This window comes from Hyphomicrobium sulfonivorans (assembly GCF_013306565.1).
Lineage (GTDB): Bacteria > Pseudomonadota > Alphaproteobacteria > Rhizobiales > Hyphomicrobiaceae > Hyphomicrobium_A > Hyphomicrobium_A sulfonivorans.
Map to the genome: position 1 here is coordinate 99759 of NZ_PZPO01000005.1, position 19726 is coordinate 119484.

A 19726-nucleotide genomic window follows, 5' to 3' on the forward strand; every position below is an offset into this window, starting at 1 on the left:
GGGCTGATGCAACTCCGCCGATTGCTTGAATTGCGCCAGCTTCGATCCTTCTTTCAGGCAAACGGCGCTGCATTCGCTTGCTCATGGGCGGCCGATTTGGTGTGCTGAGTACGAACCAGTGCCATCCGGTGATCAGCATGACCGAAGTCTTTGCAAGGCGGCCCCGCGTTGGGCTCTTTGTCACCTGCCTTGTCGATCTGATGCGCCCGTCCGTCGGTTTTGCCGCTGTGCGTCTGCTTGAAGCTGCCGGATGCGAAGTCGTCGTGCCGGAAGGGCAGACCTGCTGCGGCCAGCCCGCTTACAACGGCGGCGATGCAGAAAACGCCCGCAAGATTGCGATGCTAACAATGCGCGCGTTCGACGGCTTCGATTACGTGGTTGCGCCTTCCGGCTCCTGCGCCGCGATGCTCAAAGTGCATTATCCGCGCCTGCTCGCCGATGATAAGCAACACGCATCCGCTGCCCGCGCTTTTGCCGAGCGGGTGCATGAGCTGTGCGCCTTCCTGATTGACGTGTGCGGATTGGAGCAGGTGCCGGGCAGTTTCGCTGGCCGCGTCACCTACCACGATGGCTGCTCGGGGTTGCGTGAATTGAAGGTGCGCGAGCAACCTCGCCGCCTGCTGGCTATCGTGCCGGGGCTGGAGCTGTGCGAGATGTCGGACACCGATGCATGCTGCGGTTTCGGAGGTCTGTTTGCGATGAAGTTTCCGGCGATCTCCAACGCGATGGTAACGAAAAAATGCGCCAACGCCGCCAGCGCCAAGCCCGATCTTCTGCTGTCGGGCGAGATGGGCTGCCTGCTCAACGTCGCTGGCAAACTTTCACGTCAGGGCGCTGAGATTGAATGTCGTCATATTGCGGAGGTGCTGGCCGGCGAGATGACAGCGCCAGCCATCGCGTGCAGTAACGACGGTCAGCGGCGATGACGGCGCGCGCGCAATTTGATGCCGACATCGATGCCGCGCTCGCAGACGCGCCGCTGCAACGCGCACTGGCCGATGTGCCAGCCGGGTTTGTTGCCGGGCGGCGCCGTGCTCGCGAAGAACTGCCTGAGTTCGAGCCGTTGCGCCGCGTTGGGCGAGATATCCGCGATCACGCGCTGGCGCATCTCGATCTTTATCTCGAAGCCTTCGAGGGCAACGCAACCAAGGCGGGTTCGCGTGTGCACTGGGCTGCAAGCGGTGATGATGCTTGCCGCATCGTGCTTGATATCTGCCGTGCGGCCGGCGCTCGCACAATCACCAAGTCGAAGTCGATGGTCTCTGAGGAGATCGAGCTGCGCGAACGGTTGCAGGATGCGGAGTTCGACGTGGTCGAGACGGACCTCGGTGAATATCTGGTTCAGATCCGTAACGAAAAGCCCAGCCACATCATCGCGCCCGCCATTCATATGCGCGCCGAGGATGTCGCTAACGTTTTCCGCCGCCAGCACGGACATCTTGCGGCCGACCGCCAGCTCGACACGCCGGAAAAAATGATCGCTGAGGCGCGCGGCATATTGCGTGACAAATTTCTTGCGGCGGACGTTGGCATCACGGGCGCAAATTTTCTGGTCGCTGAAACGGGATCTGCGATCATCGTCACCAACGAAGGCAACGCCGATCTGACGATGTCACTGCCGAAAGTGCACGTCATTCTCACGTCGATCGACAAGGTGGTGCCGACCTTCAACGATGCATGGCCGTTGCTGCGCCTGCTGGCGCGTTCGGCCACGGGGCAGGCGTTCACCGCTTACACCACCATCGTCACCGGACCGCGACAACCGACTGATCCCGATGGCCCGGAGCAATGTCACATCGTTCTGCTGGACAATGGCCGCACTGAGCTTCTGGCCAGCGAGATGCGCTCCGTGCTGCGCTGTATTCGCTGCGGTGCGTGCATGAACCATTGTCCGGTCTACTGCTCCATCGGCGGACACGCGTATAACTCGGTTTATCCAGGACCGATCGGCGCCGCGCTTTCACCGGCATTGGCGGGTGCGGGGCAGGCAGCGCATCTGGCCGAGGCTTCCACTTTCTGCGGCCGTTGCGAGCAAGTTTGCCCGGTGGAAATTCCGCTTGTTTCGGTGATGCGCCAATGGCGTTCGCTTGCGCTGGAACAGCCACGTTCGCGCCGCGCCCGCCTCATGCTGCACGCATGGGCAAGGCTGGCGCAGCATCCGCGGATCTATCGCTGGTGTGCCGGCATTGCTGCGCGCTCGCTCAAGTGGTTGGCTGGTTCTGGCGCTCGCATACGGCGGTTGCCGTTTTTGCATGCCTGGACGGACTATCGCGATCTGGCGGCGCCGCAAGGTGGCACGTTTCAGCAGCAATGGGCACAGCGCGACCGCAAGCGCGCGCAACGTGATCGTGCGGATGTGTCTGCCGCGCGCGCCAGAAAATCGGACAGTGCGCCATGAGCCACCGACTGCGAATTTTGTCGCGCATTCGAAAAGCGCTGGATGCGCCAGCAATGCCGTCCGAGGCAACCTGCGCCGAAGCCGTTGCGGAACGCATTGCGCATCCGCTGCAGCATTGGCCGCTGCGTTCAATTCGTGCGGATGAGCCAGCGGGTGTTTCAAAACAGGCGTTGATCGGTCGTTTCAAGGCGCAGCTTGGGCGGCTTGGCGCGGATCTCATCGAAGTGGGGAGCGTAGCCGAAATTCCGGCCGCGCTTGCGAACTATGTTGCGGCCAACGTCGCCGATGACGCGGCAGGCTTGGCGCGTATCCGGATGGGCTCCGATGCATTCCTTGCCGCACTGCCGTGGTCTTCGACTTCGGGGCTCGAAATCGCAACTGGCAAGGCGGAGGCTGCCGATGTGATCGGTGTTTCGCGCGCTATCGCCGGTGTGGCGGAAACCGGCACGCTTGTGCTGGTGTCGGGGGCGGACAACCCTGTGACGCTGGGCTATCTGCCCGAGACGCACATTGTCGTTCTGGAGGCCGGTGCGATCGTCGCCAGCTATGAAGAAGCGATGCAGTCTGTGCTGGTCGCAACCGGCGGCCGCATGCCGCGGACGGTCAATCTGATTACGGGAGCATCCCGCACCGGCGACATCGGCGGCAAGATCGTGATGGGCGCGCATGGGCCCCGGCGGGTTGCTGTCGTGCTGTGGGCAGCCTGAGGCCTGAAGAGGTTGCCCGAGGTGAATTCAGGTACGCCAGCCTACCTCAGCGCTTGATGCAGCTCTGCATGCAGCGGGTGAAGGCCACTTCGCACGAGGGTGAACCCTTCGTGGACATGCGGCACTGGTTATAGGCGTTACGGCAGCTCACGCCGCACTGTCCCGCTTCCGCGGGCGTGGCCGAGCCAAAAATGTCGAGCGCCAGGACCAATCCGATAACAAGCGCCGCGCCTAGGGCAGCAATGCTTGCCCGTGCGCCAACACCAATCGGCGTCCATTTCAATTTGCTTCCGAGCACGTCCGTTCTCCCGCCGCTGCTGGCATCCGCTCCGGCCCTCGAAACCGGATACCTGTAGCCCCCCGCACCCTGACGCTCGAGTTAACGCGGGCCCGAATGAATACAACCTGAACGGTGACATTAGCGGCATTTGTCGGCGGTTTGAACCAGCGGCAGCGCCGGTTTCTGCCCAAATGTCCGATCTTAGAAAGCGTATTCCCCGAAGACGTGGTCGATTTGCCCGCGCCACGGTCCATGGAACTTATCAAGCATATGATCCGACAGTGTTTTGCCTGAGTTGGCCACGTCCTCCAGCGGCTCCAGGTAAAGCGTCTCATCCTGGCTAGCGAGATTGAGGCGTTGGCGGGCGCGCAGTCCACGCCGGGCGATGCGCAATACCTCCTTGGCGATATCCTGCACGGTCCCCGATCGGAAGGGTGTCGCCAGCGCTGATTTCGGCACGGCGTTGCGCAGGGCCTCGCGCTCCTCTTCGGTCCAGTCCTTCACCAGATCCCAGGCCGCATCCAGCGCCTCGCTGTCATAGAGCAGGCCAACCCAAAACGCGGGCAGGGCACAGATGCGCTGCCATGGCCCGCTGTCGGCGCCTCGCATTTCCAAGAAGCGCTTCAGGCGCACCTCGGGGAACAGCGTGGTGAGGTGGTCGGACCAGTCGTCCAGCGTCGGCCGTTGGCCCGGCATCTGGGGCAGGCGCCCATCCAGGAAATCCTGGAACGAGGCACCGGATGCATCGATGTAATTCCCGTTGCGATAGACAAAATACATCGGCACTTGAAGGGCATAGTCGACATAGCGCTCGTATCCCATGCCGTCCTCGAAGGCGAAGGGCAGCATGCCGGTGCGGCGGCGATCGGTATCGCGCCAGACCTCCGAGCGCATGGACTTGAAGCCGTTGGGGCGGCCATCGGTGAAGGGCGAGGCGGCGAAGAGGGCCGTTGCGATGGGCTGCAGCGCCAGGGATACGCGCAGCTTCTTGACCATGTCGGCCTCACTCGCGAAGTCGAGGTTCACCTGAATAGTCGCGGTGCGATACATCATGTCGAGCCCGCGCGAGCCCACGGTCGGCATGTAGCGGGTCATGATGTTGTAGCGCTGCTTGGGCATGTGGGGCGTTTCGGCCAGCGTCCACTTGGGCGAGAAGCCCAGCCCCAGAAAGCCGATCCCCAGCGGCTCCCCGACCTTCAGCACTTCACGCAGGTGCTGGTGCGTTTCAGCCGCCGTTTCGTGCAGGGTTTCTACAGCTCCGCCCGACAACTCGAACTGGCCACCGGGCTCCAGGCTGATGTTGCCGCACAGCTCACAATCCTCGCGCTTCAACGCGATGATGTTGTCGCCCTCCATGATGGGCGACCAGCCAAATTCGGAGATCAAGGCCTTGAGCAGGGCCGAGATGCTGCGTTCCCCCTCATAGGGCACGGGGGTCAAGCTATCGGTATGGAAGACAAATTTTTCGTGCTCGGTGCCGATCAGCCAACGGTTTCTGGGCTTTTCGCCCTTCGCGATCCAGGTAACAAGGTCATCGCGGGAGCGGATCAGGTGGCCTGGCGCGCCATCTTCACGGGTCGACATGCAGCAGGCCTCACAGAGGTTCAATCGGGAAGGTCGTTAGTAAGTCCGGAAGTTGGGGAGCCGCCGGTCGATTGGAAAGCCCTCCCTGCCGCGGCAGTCAGCCGGGGCAATGAGGGCCAAGCTCGCCTCTAAGCCCTTGGTGTAGGGAGTCAAGTCATCGCTCTGAAGCAGGGGTCCCATAAAAAACCACTATTGCTGGCCACCGATACTGCGCGGAATCCCCGGAGCCGACCGACGGCTTTATGTGTTCGGCCCCGTTGAAGAGTTGGGTATATCCAATGGTCAGACGAATCACGTGCCCTGAAAGTCACAACCGCGCTGCTGATGCCGCTCGCAAAATATGGGAGAAAACAATGAAGAAGTATCTGGCCGCCGCCGCCCTCTGCGGTCTCCTGGCCTCGCCGCTGATGGCTGCCAGCGCAGCGGTTGAATCGGCCGTCAAGACTTTCGAGGCTGTCGGCAACGATGCGGCCAAGCTCAAGACCTACTGCGAGATGACCAAGCTGATGTCCTCGCCCGACGTCGAGGACGAGAGCAAGGCCGACGAGCTCGACAGCAAGATGGAAGCCTTCATGAATGCGCTGGGGGCCGACTTCCAGACCGCGTTTGAAGCGGGCGCCGATCTCGATCCGGAATCGGGCGACGGCAAGGTCTATGATGCTGCTCTGGACAAGCTCGACGCCAAGTGCGGTGGCTAACGCTGCCTCTTCATGCCGGTCAGGCTTTTGTTGTTCGAGACATTAGGCCCAGACGACGAAACCAGACGGATAAGTTGGGGCTGCCGTATCGGCGGCCCCATTTTTATTGGGGCACGCTTTCTTGCGCGCGCAATTGCAGCGCCAAATTTTAGTGCCAGTCGCCCAACGTCGCGTTGACCAGTGCCAGCGCCGCAACGGCAGCGGTGTCGGCGCGCATGATGCGGGGCCCAAGCGAAATCGCGGTGGTGAACGGACAACCTTGCAGCGCTTGTCGCTCGGTGGGATCGAAGCCGCCCTCTGGTCCCACGATCACAGCCAGCGGCCCCGGTGCCAGGGCGCGCAGCGCTTCCAACGGATTGGCGACTTCAGCGCCTTCATCGCAGAAAATCATTTGCCGATCCGCTGGCCATTGCGCCAGCAGCGCCTCCAGCTTTAGCGGTTCTCCAACCGTCGGCACGCGCAGCACGCCGCACTGCTCCGCCGCTTCGATCGCATTGGCGCGCATGCGTTCAAGATTGACGCGCGCGGCCACGGTGCGGCGGGTGATGACCGGCTGCAGATGCGCCACGCCTAGTTCAGCTGCCTTTTGCACCATGTAGTCGAGGCGTGCGTGTTTCAGTGGCGCGAACAGATAATGGATATCAGGACCGTCATGCTGCGGCCGGATGCGTTCAATACATTCCAGCATGCAGCGCTTTTTGCGGATCTCCGCAATGCGCGCGCGCCATTCACCGTCGCGGCCATTGAAGATGGCAATTTCCGCACCCGCCGCCAGCCGCAGGACATTGCCCAGATAGTTGGCCTGATCCTCGTTGCATGCAACGGCACCGCCTTCAGCGAGAGGCGCGTCAATGAAAAGGCGGATGCTGGGTTTTTCAGTCATGGCGTTATTAGCCAGCAATCCAGATGGCGCGCAATGGGAGCTGTCAATCACTCGTTCCGTTTCGCAGCACGCCGATGGCATTCACAGAACGCCGGCCGCGTTGCTCACAGATCGACGGCACCCTTGTGCTCCGCCTTATCGTCGGGTTCGACGTGAATGATCACATCGGTGTTTATGAGCTCTTTCTCAATCGCATCTTCGATGCGGTCACAGATGTCGTGCGCCGCCTGCACGGACATTTCGCCCGGCACCACGAGATGAAACTCGATGAAGGTCAGCGGGCCGGCCGTGCGCGTTCGGATATCGTGCGCCTGCAGCGCGCCGTCGCCGTTGGCACGAATGGCATCCTTGATACGTGCCTCGATCTCCGGCGAAGCGGCATGGTCCATAAGCTGGCTCATGGACTGCGCCGTGATTTTGTAGCCCATATAAAGAATGTTGATCGCGACGGCGGTTGCCATCAGCGGATCGAGAATGCTCCATCCTGTCAGCACCACCAGGCCGAGGCCGATCAGCACGCCGACCGAGGTGATGACATCCGTAAACAAATGATGGCCGTCGCCTTCGAGCGCAGGCGATTTCCACGCCCGCCCGCGTCGGATCAGCAACGTCGCCCATGCGGCGTTGAGCGCGGTTGCGACGCCGCTCACCAGCATGCCCACGATGGGCTGATCAAGCGTGCGCGGTACCAGGAATGCCTGATACGCTTCGTGAAAAATCAGCAGCGCCGCAACGATGATCAGCGCGCCTTCCAGCACCGCGGCGAAATACTCAGCCTTGTGATGACCGAACGGGTGCCCGCGATCGGGCGGCTGCATACTGATGCGGATGGCGATCAGCGCGGCAACGGCGGTCACCAGATTGACGATGCTTTCAAGCGCGTCGGAAAACAGCGCCACGCTGCCCGTCATCAGATACGCGGCGTACTTAATGCCCATGACCAGCAGCGCAACCGCAATGCTGGTGGCGGCGAATAGCTGATGCCTCCGCTGGCTCGGCCGCGGCGAGGAATGTGAGACGGTGTGCATGGGCGCAGTTAGGCCGCCGTTGGAAACCTCTGCAAGTGTTTTAGATGCAGTGGTGACAATATCGCGCTGAACATTGCCCGCGTATTGCGAATGCTTCTCATTTTCGTCCCATCCGAGGGCGCGCCATGCACGCAATCCGGCGCTCCCTGCGATGCAACGGATCCACGCTCTGGCCACGCATTGGGGTTAGATACATCTTTTTCCACACACCAGTCCGGCGCCTGCCTCCCTCTACATTCGCGAATCTGATGGGAGATGGAGCTCAGTTGAGAACGTAGCCGCGTTGCGGCGCGGGGGAGGGGTGACGGCTATGGCAAATTTCCCAACGCATATCGTTGTTGGAACGCTGGTGGCAGGTTCGCTCGCCACGCTGACATTGGCGGCGGATGTGATCGCGCCGGAAAACCTTGTGGCGGTCACACTGGCTGGCTCGCTAGGGTCTGTCCTGCCGGACATCGATCTGAAGGATTCCCGCCCCAGCCGCGCGCTGTTCTCTGGCCTCGCGGTGTTCTTCGCATTCGTGTTGCTGTTTCAGTTCGCGCCCAAGCTCTCAATTGCCGAGATGTGGCTGTTATGGCTGGGGACGCTGCTGTTCGTCCGCTACGGATTGCACACGGCGTTCCATCGTCTCGCGACCCATCGCGGGCTTTGGCATTCACTGGTGGCCGGGCTCGCCTGTGCCTTCTTCACCATGATCGTCTTCTATTATTTGTTTGATCGCCATGAGGGCGTCGCCTGGCTCGCCGGCGGCTTCCTGTTCATCGGCTATCTGACGCATCTTGTGCTGGATGAGATCTACTCGGTGGATGTGCTGGGCAATCGCATCAAGCGTTCGTTCGGCACGGCCTTTAAACTGTTCGACCGCCGCAACCCGACCGGTTCGGCTCTGATGGGGGCGACGGCTCTGGGGCTGCTGTTCCTGACGCCGCCGATTGCCACGTTCTATGATGGCATCACGTCGCGCTCCATGTGGGATTCGCTGCACGCGCGTCTGTTGCCGCAGGAAATGTGGTTCGCCACGGTGCTTAACCAGAACCGTCTGGCGCGCGCTGCTCAACCGTCGACGCCGCTGGCGACGGGATCTATTCCGGCAGCGCCCGCGGAGGGTGCCCCCTCATCGGCGGCGGAGCCCGAGCAGCCAGCATCTGACGCAGCCCCGTAATGTATCGGATTGCGAGCATGACGCATGCGGCCTGATGGACATCAGAACCGGACTGCTATGGCTAATGCGCGGTAAAAATTGCAGCCAGAATGATATGAAAAACGTGATTATGCAGCAGACGTAAAGTTCTGTTCACCGCGTTCAAAAGGCCGCTCTTTATGTTTCCCATTTAGAAGACACATTGGCGTCTAGTGAGACGTGTCTGAACGTGGGAGAGCGCATTTGAACTACCTTGCGAACAAATTTTCGGCCTGTGCCAGTCGACTTGCCCGCAAGGATGATGGTGCGGTCGCAATTATGATTGCATTCCTGTTTGTGCTTATCGCCATGGGCGCCGGTATCGCCATTGACTACGGTCGTACCGTGCACGCGCAGACGAAGATGCAGGCAGCGCTGGATAGCGCAGTTCTTGCTGGCGCGCGCGCTGCGGAAGGTGAGCAGATCAGCGTCGCTGAGAAGATGTTCACGACCAACTTCGATCAGAACGCCGCGAGTGGCGTCTCAACGGCCTTCAAGTCGTACGGCGATGGCGTGTTTGGCGGCACCGCTACGGGTGTGGTCAAGACGACGCTTGCCGGCATTCTCGGCGTGAAGCAGCTTGATGTCGGCGTTGCGTCGAAGGCCAAAGGCGTTGGCATGGGCCAGACCGATGAGGGCGTGTTCTGCATTCTTGCATTGGACAAGACGGCCAGTCAGGCACTGCTGTTGAACTCTGGCGCCGAGATCAAGGCCCCGGGCTGTGAGATCCACGTAGAATCGAAGGCCAACAATGCCGCGGTGTTTAACGCAGGTACCGTTGTCGAAAGTCCGCGTATCTGCATTGAGAGCACGAGTGTATTGATCAACGGCAACAACCGGCCGAAGAATCTGGAGCTTGGCTGCACGGTTGATGACGATCCCTACAAGGGAAAGCTGGTGGAGCCATCTACCTCGAAGTGCGACTTCAGCAACATGAATTACAACGATGCCAACGTAACGCTTAGCCCTGGCGTTTACTGCGGTTGGATCAACTTCAACGGCGGCGTGAAAAACGTCACGCTGAAGCCTGGTCTTTACGTCATTAAGAACGGCGGCTGGAATGCGCTGGGCAGCTGGAAGGGCGAAGGCGTTACATTCTATTTCGCCGACCAGTCTAAGATCCAGTTCAACGGCGGCGCTAAGGTAGATGTGACGGCACCAACCAGCGGCACGTACAAGGACATCGTCATCTTCGAGAAGAGCGGCATGCAGCGCTCGCAGTTGGTGTTCAACGATAACGACATGAACTTCCGTGGCATGATGTACTTGCCGAGCCGCGACGTGACGTTCAACGGTGGGTCCAAACTGAACAACAGAACGATGACCCTCATCGTCAATACGTTGATCCTCAACCAGACGAAGTGGGATCTGACGGCTGCGATTAAAGACGGCAAGTCGGTAAGCGCAGGCATCAAGTCGCTGCATCTGATCGAGTAGTCGGACGATCGGATCGGGAATAAAAAACGGCGCTATCTCTTCCGAGAGGTGGCGCCGTTTTTCTTTGAATGCGTGCGTGTGCGCTAGCCGCGTTTGCGCACCGGGTTGCTCGTGTAGCGATCACACCAGATGTTGCCGCGGTTTGGCCAGCGCTGTGCCAGCCCTTCATCCAACAGAATGCGGCTTACATCGCGGCCATCGGTCAGTTCAATATCAACCAGATTGCGCCCGTGTGGGTCTTTGCGCCCCGAGGAGCGCAGGCGGTAGCCGTCGACCAGAAGATCGCGCAGGCGGTTTCGCGCTGCGATGGCGATCACCCGTTCGTTTTCACAACCCGGGTCCGATATTTCCGGCGTGTCGATGGCGATCAGTCGCCACTTCTCGCCCTGGTCGCGGCCGGTATCGCCATCGATGATGCAGTTGTTGCGCTGGAACGATGAACACAACGGCACGGGACCACTTCGCATCTCGCCAACGGGAAGATTATACCGCTCCCAGGCGGCGATGGCTGCAAAGCCGAGGCATGCCAACAGCACTCCGCCCCAGAGCTGAAGCTTGGCGCGGCGGGCCCGTGCCAACCTCTGGGCGTAGCTGGACCGGCGCCGGCCTTTGCCACGTCGTTTGCCGCTGGCGCGTGTTCTCGGCCCGCGAAACGGCGTCGGGATGTCGGTGTCGAAAGGCGGGCGGTCCGAAGCGGCGGTCATGGACGCAGCTAGCGGCCTGACCATCTAACAAACGGTTGGGAGGGGATGTTCAATCCACGCTAACGAGCTGTGGCAACAGGGCGGCAGACTGCGGCGAAACGGATTTCGTTGAAACATCACACATACACTTTGCAGTCCTATGTTGGTGTGCTACACGGCCTGTTCATCACTGACCTCGGCTTCGCTGAGGGTCGGAGGGCCACGTGGCGGAGTGGTGACGTAGCGGACTGCAAATCCGCGCACCCCGGTTCGATTCCGGGCGTGGCCTCCAATTTTCCTAATGATTTCCTCGCCAGGAGTGGCGCTCTGCGCCCACCGCGATAGACGCTGATGCCTGCTGACGCACGCATCCACGCGGTTCCTGGGACTGTGCCGGCGGCGTCAACCGGCGGGACTAAACAGCGTGAAACCAAGCGGCGCACCCCATCGCATATCATCGGACGATGCGTTATCGTGCGCCGCAATACGAAACAGATGTGCCGGAGACGACAATGGTGGACGCCGCTACGCAGCGCCTGAATATGGTGGAAGGCCAGGTTCTTCCCAGTGACGTCACGGACCGCCGTATCCTGGACGCCATGCGTCGACTGCCGCGCGAGCGCTTCGTGCCTGAGGCGCTGACCGACATCGCCTACACCGACGAAGCGCTGCCGCTGACTGGCGAGGGCGCGGGCCGTCGTCGCCTTCTCGCCCCCCGTACGCAGGCCAAACTGTTGCAGCTGGCCGATATCAATGCCGGAGATCGCGTTCTCGATGTTGGTTGCGCCACGGGCTACAGCGCGACCGTCCTGGCGGGCATGGGCGGCACGATCATCGCGCTCGAATGCGACGAAAACCTTGCGGACGCCGCGCGCGCCAACCTTGCGGCGCTGGATATCAAGAACGTTGAAGTGAATCTGGCGCCGCTGGCTGCTGGCTCGGTGAACAATGCGCCGTTTGACGCGATCGTCATCGAGGGCGCGATCGAAGTGGTGCCGGACGACCTGCTTGATCAATTGAAAGACGGCGGGCGTCTGGTGGCAATCCTCGTGCAGGATGGCGTCGGCACTGCCACGCTGTGGAAGCGGCTTGGCCGCAGCGCTGATCCATGGGGCGCATTTGACGTCGCCGCGCCGGTGCTGCCGGGCTTTGCGCGCAAGGCTGCTTTCGCGCTCTGATTGTTCTCACTCAAAAAAAGTGGCGGCTGTGATAGCGCGGCCGCCTTTTTTTATCTGAAGTTTGGCCCCTGCTGCGCAGGTTGACCTTGGTGAGATAGTGTTTGTGGCGGGCGTCGCATGTGGGGTTCCGACGCTTTGTTGCAGAGATTCGAAAAAGAATTTTGGGGATAACATGCGCTTATGCGCTGAAATTGCGGCCGCCTGACGCGCCTTGTGTGGGATTGCAGCAACGGTTTCCCGCAGGTTTTCCCCATTCTATCCCCGGCCCCTACACAAATTCCAACGCACACCCCAGAGTCTGGACGGTTTCGCGATTCCGCTCAACGAGTTGGGTGCTGGAACGCCTGTGTGCGCAGCGTATGCAGGAATGGGGGCCTTGGGGGTTGTAATGCGTTTGGCCATGAACAAGAAAAACGAACAACAACGGGCTAGCATCTTGGCAGATAGGTCAGCACGTCGGTTGCCATGGTCACCCTCGGGATGGCTGCAGCACTCCGCAGTCGGTCTCTCGGTATGTCTCGCAATCACTACGTTCAGCGCACCGGTAACTGCTGAATCGCTGAAGGAAGCATTGTCTGCCGCCTACGCTTACAACCCGCGTCTCGATGCACAGCGGGCTTTCAAGCGGGCGACAGATGAGGAAGTTGCGCGGGCCATGTCGGGTTACCGCCCGACAATCCAAGGCAATGCCGACATCGGCATCGAGCGTACCGACCAGCGTCCGAGCACGCTGCTTGACGGCGTAACCAAGCCGCGTGGCTATGGCATTCAGGCGGTGCAGCCGCTTTTCAGCGGGTTCCGCACCTATAACGCCGTCAACGAGGCGGAAGCCAACGTCCGCGCCGAAAAGGAAGTTCTGCGCGACGTTGAGCGCAGCGTCCTGTTGCAGGCGGTGACCGCGTACATGGACGTTGTGCGCGATCAGGAGCTTGTTCGCCTCAACGAGAACAACGTCAACGTGCTGTCGCGTGAGTTGCGCGCGGCGCAGGATCGCTTTTCCGTGGGTGAGGTGACGCGCACCGACGTGGCGCAGGCGGAAGCCCGCCGTGCCGATGCCGTTTCGCGTCTCGATGCCGCCCGCGCAAACCTGCGCACCAGCCGCGGTGCCTATCAGCTGGTCATCGGCCATCAGCCGAGCGGGCTGCGTTGGCCCGGCCCGCCGAATGAGCTTCTGCCGCGCACGCAGCAGGAGGCTATCTCCGTCAGCAACCACGAAGATCCGCTGGTGGTGGCAGCACTGTTCCGGGAGCAGGTCGCCAAGTATCAGATCGAGCGGATACGCGGTGAGCTGCTGCCGACCGTTCAGCTTGAGGCCGGCTATAACGACCGTTTCGGTTCGTCGAAGCTGACGGATGAGGTGGAATCCACCTCGCTCGTTGGTCGCGCCATCATCCCGATTTACGAAGGTGGCGAAGTCTACGCCCGCGTGCGTCAGGCCAAGCAGAACCACATCGGTGTGCTGCAACAGATCCAGCAGGTTCGTACCGAGCAGGCGCAGAACGTGGTTGCAGCCTGGTCACAGCTTGAAGCCGCGCGTGCGCAGCTCGAGTCCGACCGCGTCGCCGTGGAATCGAACCGGGTCGCGCTTCAGGGCGTGCGCGAGGAAGAGAAGGTTGGCCAGCGCACGCTGCTCGACGTTCTCAACGCCGAGCTCGAATACCTGAACTCGCAGGTGAACCTGGAAACCACGCGTCGCAATCTGGTGGTGGCGGCCTATGCGGTGCTGTCGTCGATGGGCCGACTGGATGCCGAATGGATCGGCGCCGCAGCTTATGTGTACGACCCCGACGTCAACTATCAGGAAGTCCGCCGCAAGTGGATCGGCCTCAGCATCACCTATGGCGATGGCCGCACGGAGACGTTTGAAGCGGATCCGGGCACTGACGCCAGCTGGGCGCCGGTCAAGTAAAGTCCGGGTCCGACGCCATCTTCCGACCGTCGTCCGGTTTGGGCAGCTCCGCCATAGAGCTGCCTATTATGGCCGTTAGCCAAGATCTCCAAAATACAACGGTTGCCCGCTGGAGTGCCGCATTCTTCCCGCTTGGGTGGATCTTTCCGTTCTCCAGGTTGTGCAGGCGTATTGAAGGGGATGGTTCGGCCGTTGTACGACCGGGGTGCGCTTGAGAACCTCACATTCCCTCGCTGGGGATGTTTGGGGCGGTTCTGGGTGCGTGGTGTGGAGGATGGCGCCTCATGAGTAAGCCGCAGCAGGCCGGCGAACCCAGCATGGACGATATTCTAGCGTCCATCCGCAGGATGATTTCGGACGATCGGCCCGCAGCCGAGCTCGACCCGCAACCAGATGCGCTTGAGGCCCTTGGACGTGCCAGCGATGACGCTTTCAATGCTCCAGGATTGAACGGCGGGTCGCACGCTCCCGTATCGCCGGGGGCTTTTTCGCCCACCCTCACAGCGCACGACGCCCAGCTCCCGGCTGGCGAAGGCTCTCCCGCAACATTCAACAGCCTGGCCGATGCCTTGAAGGTAGCTGCCGCCCATTCGGAGCGGCGCCTTTCGGCTGACCGGCGCCCTGAGCCGGCTGCTCTCGAAACGCCGTCCTTCGCCCCATCTGGCCCCGCACCGGGCAAGGCTGAGTTCGCGCCACCAGCGGATGTGTGGGCTGCTCTTACCGCCGGTTCAACAGAACAGCCGCCCGCCGAGACAGCACCGGCTCCGGTGGCGCGGCAACTGCCCGAATTTCCAGAGGCGCGACGTGCGCCCGCGCCATTTGCGGCGGCTCCGGGTGTGGCGCCTGCATCTGCCCCCCCAATGAGGCCCGCGCCGAAAGCACCCGAGCGGCCTGACCTGCTGGGCTTCGATTTCGGCACCATCGTCACCAATCGAGACGGCGGAGCGCGGGTGACTTCGCCGCTGCCGGCCATGCCGTCTGCATCAGCGGCTGTGGCACGCCAGCCATCCTCCGTCGCCGATAACAACGCGCCCAAAGCTCCGGAAGCTACGGTGGCGCCGGTCGCGGAGGCGGCTGCAACCATTGCAGCGCCAGCCGATTTGCATCCGCAGGCAGTTGCCGCCCCGCCGGTCAATGCCCCTACGCCCGTCTCGGCGCCCGCGCCGGTCTCCGTCGCGCCAGCTCCTGCCATTCCAGTCATCGCTGTTCCAGGTCCGGTTCCTGCCACGCCGGTTTCGGTCGAGGTAGTGGCAACTGAAAATCACAGCAAGCCGGCAGGTGCCGCTGCCGTCGCGCCGCCTAACGCAACGCCCGTTTCTCAGCCTGTCGAAACGCCGGCTGACGCTACCGCTCCGATAAAGCCGGTTGCCGACACTGAAAAAGATAAGCCGCTGAGCGCTGAGGCGCCGGCCCTGCCACCGCTGGCCGCGCGCATCAATGGGCACCCGCAGACGGTGCCCCGGCCATCGTTCAACCGCTCGCTGAATGGCGGCGGCGCTGACCCGTTCAGGTCATCCCCTGAAGCGGTGCAGCCACTGTCGAGCAGCGCACCAGCTGAGGCAACGCCGTCTGAGGCTAAGGCTGAAACGCCAATTGCTGGCGCCGATGCACGCCCGGCCGTGGATGTTCCGCCGATTGCCGATGCGCAGCCGTCGATATCCGGCCGCGCCGGCGAGCCAGCAGTGCAGCCGCTTGCAGCCGCGCCGCTGAATGGCCCCCTGAATAGCTTGAGCAACGGCAATGCCATTGGCGGCGGGGTCGTGGCGCCTTTCCCGCGTCTGCTGCAGCCCCGTGAGGTGGCGCCGTTTCAGCCGCCGTTGACGTCGAAAGGCGGTGGTTGGCCGGGACGCCCGGTTGATGATGAAGCGGCAGCCGCAGGCGCGGACGATGCGCCCGTTGGAAAGGCGACGTCGCCTGGCATTGCGCAAGCTCCAGCCCCTGCATCACCGTCGATCGCACACGCTGCTACCGCAGTCAGCGTCGCCGACGCCCTTGGCGACGCGGCGCAGGCGAAAGCCGACGCATTGCTCGATGCGGTGGTTGATCTGGTTCAGCAGCAGCCCGGCGCGCTTTCGGTGCTCACCTCGGGCGCGTCGTTTATCGGCGGCGTCGATGGGCCAAAGCCCGGCCTTCCAGCGTTGAGCGAGCCGCATCTCTTGGCGAGCTCACCCGCGCCGCAGAAGCTGGATCGTGCGGCGGCAGAATTGCTGCGGCCGATGCTGCGCCAGTGGCTGGCCGAGAATATGCCGCGCATCGTGGAAGAGGCATTGCGCAGCGAATTGAACGAGCAGTTGAGCAGCTCTCGCAGCACTCCTGACAAGAAGTGACGCGTTTGACGCAGTTTCGCCGGGGTTTGTGACGGAGCACATAGAGCTGCCCGTTGCCCGGCTCGACTGTGGCACCGTTGACAGCGCGGGAACGGACGGCGTACGACCGCAAACCTGCCCTCCAGACCATGATGGCTTCGGACCTTATCAGTCCGAAGGGTGAATCATCGGTCTGAAGAATTTCCATGATCGCTTCGGACTCTACCAGTTCGTGGTGTAATTCATCGGTTTCATCAAAAGGCTAGAGTCGCCCGCGATTCTAAGAAAAGCGACTTGCTCTAGAGATTTCCGCCCCCATGCTCGACAAGACTTTCAAGCCTGCTGAAATTGAGCCGCGTATCCGCACTGAATGGGAACGCGCCGACGCCTTTAAGGCCGGCCGTGCCGAACGCAGCGATGTGCAGCCCTACTGCATCGTCATTCCGCCGCCGAACGTCACCGGTTCGCTGCACATGGGCCACGCGCTCAACAATACGCTGCAGGACGTGCTGTGCCGCTTCGAGCGCATGCGCGGCAAGGACGTGCTCTGGCAGGTCGGCACCGATCACGCGGGCATCGCCACGCAGATGGTGGTTGAGCGCCAGATGATGGAGCGGCAGGAGCCGGGCCGTCGGGAGATCGGGCGCGAGAAGTTCGTCGAGAAGGTCTGGGAGTGGAAGGAGGAGAGCGGCTCCACCATCCTCAATCAGCTCAAGCGCCTTGGTGCTTCGTGCGACTGGTCGCGCGAGCGTTTTACCATGGACGAAGGGCTGTCGAAGGCCGTGCTGAAGGTCTTCGTGTCGCTCTACAACGAAGGGCTGATCTACAAGGACAAGCGCCTCGTCAACTGGGACCCGAAGTTCCAGACCGCGATCTCCGATCTGGAGGTCGTGCAGGTCGATGCGCGCGGTTCATTCGAGTGGCAGGATGGCGATGCTGAAAAGCCGTTCGACGGTGAGGCGCTGAACAAGGCGCTGACGAAGAACCCGTCCGGCCAGATGTACCACTTCCGCTATCCTCTGGCGGACGGCCACACCTATCAGCATCCGACCGCGTTCGATGACGACGGCAAGCCGACCGCATTCGAGACGCGCGATTACATCGTCGTGGCAACGACGCGCCCCGAGACGATGCTGGGCGATACCGGCGTTGCTGTGCATCCGGACGATGCGCGCTATGCACCCCTGCTGAAGGCAGGCGCGAAGGTGCGGCTGCCTATCGTCGGCCGCGAAATTCCGATTGTCGGCGATGAACATTCCGACCCTGAAAAGGGCACCGGCGCAGTGAAGATCACGCCTGCGCACGACTTCAACGACTTTGAAGTCGGCAAGCGTCACGGGCTGGAGCAGATCAACGTTCTGGATGATCGCGCGCGCATCAACGAAGTGGCGCCGGTCGAATATCGCGGGCTTGATCGCTTCGAGGCGCGCAAGCGCATCGTCGCCGATTTTGCCGCGCAGGGGCTGCTCGAGAAGATCGAGCCGACATCGCACACGGTTCCGCATGGCGACCGCTCCGGCGTCGTTATCGAGCCGTGGCTGACCGACCAGTGGTATGTGAACGCCGAGGTGCTGGCCAAGCCCGCGATCGCTATGATCGAGAGCGGCAAGGCCAATTTCGTGCCCAAGAACTGGGAAAAAACCTACTTCGAGTGGATGCGGAACATCCAGCCGTGGTGCATCTCGCGCCAGCTGTGGTGGGGGCATCAGATTCCGGCCTGGTATGCGCCGGACGGCAAGGTCTTCGTCGCTGAGGATGAAGCGCATGCGCAGAAGCTCGCCGATGCGCACTTCGATGCACCGACGCCGCTGAAGCGCGATGAAGACGTGCTCGACACGTGGTTCTCGTCGGCGCTGTGGCCGTTCTCGACGCTCGGCTGGCCCGACGATACGACCGAGCTGAAGCGCTATTACCCCACCAACGTGCTGGTGACGGGCTTCGACATCATCTTCTTCTGGGTGGCCCGGATGATGATGATGGGCATGCACTTCATGGAGGAAGTGCCGTTCCGCGACATCTACATCCACGCCCTCGTCCGCGACGAGAAGGGGCAGAAGATGTCGAAGTCGAAGGGCAACGTCATGGACCCGCTGGTGTTGATCGACACCTACGGCGCCGACGCGCTGCGCTTCACGCTGACGGCGATGGCGGCGCAGGGGCGCGACATCAAGCTGGCGGCGAACCGCGTTGAAGGCTATCGCAACTTCGCAACCAAGCTCTGGAACGCCGCGCGCTTTGCCGAGATGAACGAGTGCGTGCGCCGCCGCGACTTCGATCCGACGACGATCAAGGAGCCGGTGAACCGCTGGATTGCGGGCGAGACCGAGCGCGCGGTGCGCGAAGTTACCGAAGCCCTTGAAGCCTATCGCTTCAACGAAGCGGCGGGCGCGGCCTATGAGTTCGTGTGGGGCGTGTTCTGCGACTGGTATCTGGAGCTGATCAAGCCGATCCTTGCCGGTGACGATGAACGGGCGGTCGCAGAAACCCGAGCAACTGTTGCCTGGACGTTGGATCAGATCCTGAAGCTGCTGCATCCGTTCATGCCGTACATCACCGAGGAGCTTTGGGCCCACGCGGTGGAACACGGTGAGCGCCGCGAGAGCGTTCTGGCGCTGAGCCGCTGGCCGACGTTCTCCGGTTTGATCGATGCGGAAGTGGATGAAGAAATCGGCTGGGTGGTGCGGCTCATTTCCGAGATCCGCTCGCTGCGCACGGAGATGAACGTTCCGGCCGGCGCGAAGCTGCCGCTGGTGCTGCCGGGTGCTTCCGCTGAACTGGTCGCGCGCGCAAAGCGGCACGAGGAAACGATCAGCCGCCTGGCGCGCCTCGATGGCATCAGCTTCCCCGACGCCGCGCCGAAGGGTGCCGCTGTGATCGTTGCGGGTGATACAACCGCTGCGCTGCCGCTGGGTGGTGTCATCGATACCGCTGCGGAGCTGAAGCGTCTTGGTCGCGAGATCGAGAAGGCTGAGAGCGACCTCGGCAAGATGGACGCCAAGCTTTCGAATCCGCAGTTCGTCGCCAAGGCCAAGGAAGAGGCCATCGAAGAGGCGCGCGAGCGCAAGGCTGAGCTTGAGGACGCGATCCAGCGTCTGCAGGCTGCGATCCGGCGTCTGGAGCAGGTGGGCTGATAGGGCCGCCGGTGTTTCAGGCGCACAGTGCTCTGAAGCAGCAGGATTGCGGGCGGCCAGTTGGTCGCTCGCTCCCCCGCGCTTTTCTGTAGCGGTATCAGACTTGTAACGGTATTCGCCTCTGAACCGAAAAACGGGGTGAGGAGTGGGTGAGGACTGCCGTCCACACCTCGCCGCGAAAAGCACTTTCACGCGTCGATCGCGGATGCCGGCCGCCGTTGCAGCCTAGAACCGCTCTACATTATGGACTAGGTTAATGCTCCGTTGGCGCATGTGGCAAACCGGCCACGAATTGGGCGCGGACTGCCTCTGTTGGGCCACAAT

Annotated in this window: 14 protein-coding genes and 1 tRNA gene; 11 read left to right on the plus strand and 4 right to left on the minus strand. The window is 61.9% G+C overall.

Going from position 1 to position 19726, the window contains the following annotated elements:
- The first annotated feature begins 137 nt into the window (after nt 1-137).
- From C6Y62_RS11950 to C6Y62_RS11960, 3 genes are read left to right on the plus strand one after another with little or no spacing between them, the layout of a single operon-like run.
- Nucleotides 138-926: a (Fe-S)-binding protein gene (locus tag C6Y62_RS11950; protein WP_173954106.1), complete on the plus strand. Its 789-nt coding sequence runs from the start codon at nt 138-140 to the stop codon at nt 924-926.
- Nucleotides 923-2398: a LutB/LldF family L-lactate oxidation iron-sulfur protein gene (locus C6Y62_RS11955; protein ID WP_173954107.1), complete on the plus strand. Its 1476-nt coding sequence runs from the start codon at nt 923-925 to the stop codon at nt 2396-2398. The genes C6Y62_RS11950 and C6Y62_RS11955 overlap by 4 nt, the downstream gene beginning before the upstream one ends.
- 53 nt (nt 2399-2451) lie before the next feature.
- Nucleotides 2452-3105 carry a LutC/YkgG family protein gene (locus C6Y62_RS11960; protein ID WP_173954108.1) on the plus strand — a complete coding sequence of 218 codons (654 nt, stop codon included), beginning with the start codon at nt 2452-2454 and terminating at the stop codon, nt 3103-3105.
- A gap of 481 nt (nt 3106-3586) precedes the next feature.
- Here C6Y62_RS11960 and C6Y62_RS11965 read toward each other — a convergent pair whose 3' ends face one another.
- Nucleotides 3587-4969: a glutamate--cysteine ligase gene (locus C6Y62_RS11965; protein WP_173954109.1), complete on the minus strand. Its 1383-nt coding sequence runs from the start codon at nt 4967-4969 to the stop codon at nt 3587-3589.
- 353 nt (nt 4970-5322) lie between these two features.
- Between C6Y62_RS11965 and C6Y62_RS11970 the strand changes: the two genes are divergently transcribed.
- Nucleotides 5323-5667: a hypothetical protein gene (locus tag C6Y62_RS11970; protein ID WP_068461018.1), complete on the plus strand. Its 345-nt coding sequence runs from the start codon at nt 5323-5325 to the stop codon at nt 5665-5667.
- A 148-nt stretch (nt 5668-5815) separates the two neighbouring features.
- On the opposite strand, the gene C6Y62_RS11975 is transcribed toward C6Y62_RS11970, so the two are convergent.
- Both C6Y62_RS11975 and C6Y62_RS11980 read right to left on the minus strand, forming a co-directional pair.
- Complete coding sequence (locus tag C6Y62_RS11975) at nt 5816-6550, minus strand: 16S rRNA (uracil(1498)-N(3))-methyltransferase (RefSeq protein WP_173954110.1); 735 nt, start codon at nt 6548-6550, stop codon at nt 5816-5818.
- 104 nt (nt 6551-6654) lie between these two features.
- Entirely contained in the window at nt 6655-7578 is a 924-nt protein-coding gene (locus C6Y62_RS11980) for a cation diffusion facilitator family transporter (protein ID WP_173954111.1), read from the minus strand.
- A gap of 310 nt (nt 7579-7888) precedes the next feature.
- On the opposite strand from C6Y62_RS11980, the gene C6Y62_RS11985 reads away from it, so the two are divergent.
- Both C6Y62_RS11985 and C6Y62_RS11990 read left to right on the plus strand, forming a co-directional pair.
- Nucleotides 7889-8740 carry a metal-dependent hydrolase gene (locus tag C6Y62_RS11985; RefSeq protein WP_173954112.1) on the plus strand — a complete coding sequence of 284 codons (852 nt, stop codon included), beginning with the start codon at nt 7889-7891 and terminating at the stop codon, nt 8738-8740.
- A gap of 222 nt (nt 8741-8962) precedes the next feature.
- Nucleotides 8963-10195 carry a TadE/TadG family type IV pilus assembly protein gene (locus tag C6Y62_RS11990; RefSeq protein ID WP_173954113.1) on the plus strand — a complete coding sequence of 411 codons (1233 nt, stop codon included), beginning with the start codon at nt 8963-8965 and terminating at the stop codon, nt 10193-10195.
- 83 nt (nt 10196-10278) lie between these two features.
- On the opposite strand, the gene C6Y62_RS11995 is transcribed toward C6Y62_RS11990, so the two are convergent.
- Nucleotides 10279-10899, minus strand: coding sequence for a thermonuclease family protein (locus tag C6Y62_RS11995; RefSeq protein ID WP_173954114.1), 621 nt, complete (start codon nt 10897-10899; stop codon nt 10279-10281).
- 197 nt (nt 10900-11096) lie between these two features.
- Here C6Y62_RS11995 and C6Y62_RS12000 point away from each other — a divergent pair.
- The 5 genes from C6Y62_RS12000 to C6Y62_RS12020 all read left to right on the plus strand — a co-directional run bounded on the left by C6Y62_RS12000 (nt 11097) and on the right by C6Y62_RS12020 (nt 19402).
- Nucleotides 11097-11170: transfer RNA gene (locus tag C6Y62_RS12000), tRNA-Cys, on the plus strand.
- Between the two features lie 220 nt (nt 11171-11390).
- Nucleotides 11391-12056, plus strand: coding sequence for a protein-L-isoaspartate O-methyltransferase family protein (locus tag C6Y62_RS12005; protein WP_173954115.1), 666 nt, complete (start codon nt 11391-11393; stop codon nt 12054-12056).
- Nucleotides 12057-12456: 400 nt separating this feature from the next.
- On the plus strand, nt 12457-13965 hold the full coding sequence (locus tag C6Y62_RS12010) for a TolC family outer membrane protein (protein ID WP_173954347.1): 1509 nt from the start codon (nt 12457-12459) through the stop codon (nt 13963-13965).
- A gap of 284 nt (nt 13966-14249) precedes the next feature.
- Nucleotides 14250-16292 carry a DUF2497 domain-containing protein gene (locus C6Y62_RS12015; RefSeq protein ID WP_173954116.1) on the plus strand — a complete coding sequence of 681 codons (2043 nt, stop codon included), beginning with the start codon at nt 14250-14252 and terminating at the stop codon, nt 16290-16292.
- 296 nt (nt 16293-16588) lie between these two features.
- Entirely contained in the window at nt 16589-19402 is a 2814-nt protein-coding gene (locus tag C6Y62_RS12020; protein WP_173954117.1) for a valine--tRNA ligase, read from the plus strand.
- Nucleotides 19403-19726 lie beyond the last annotated feature (324 nt).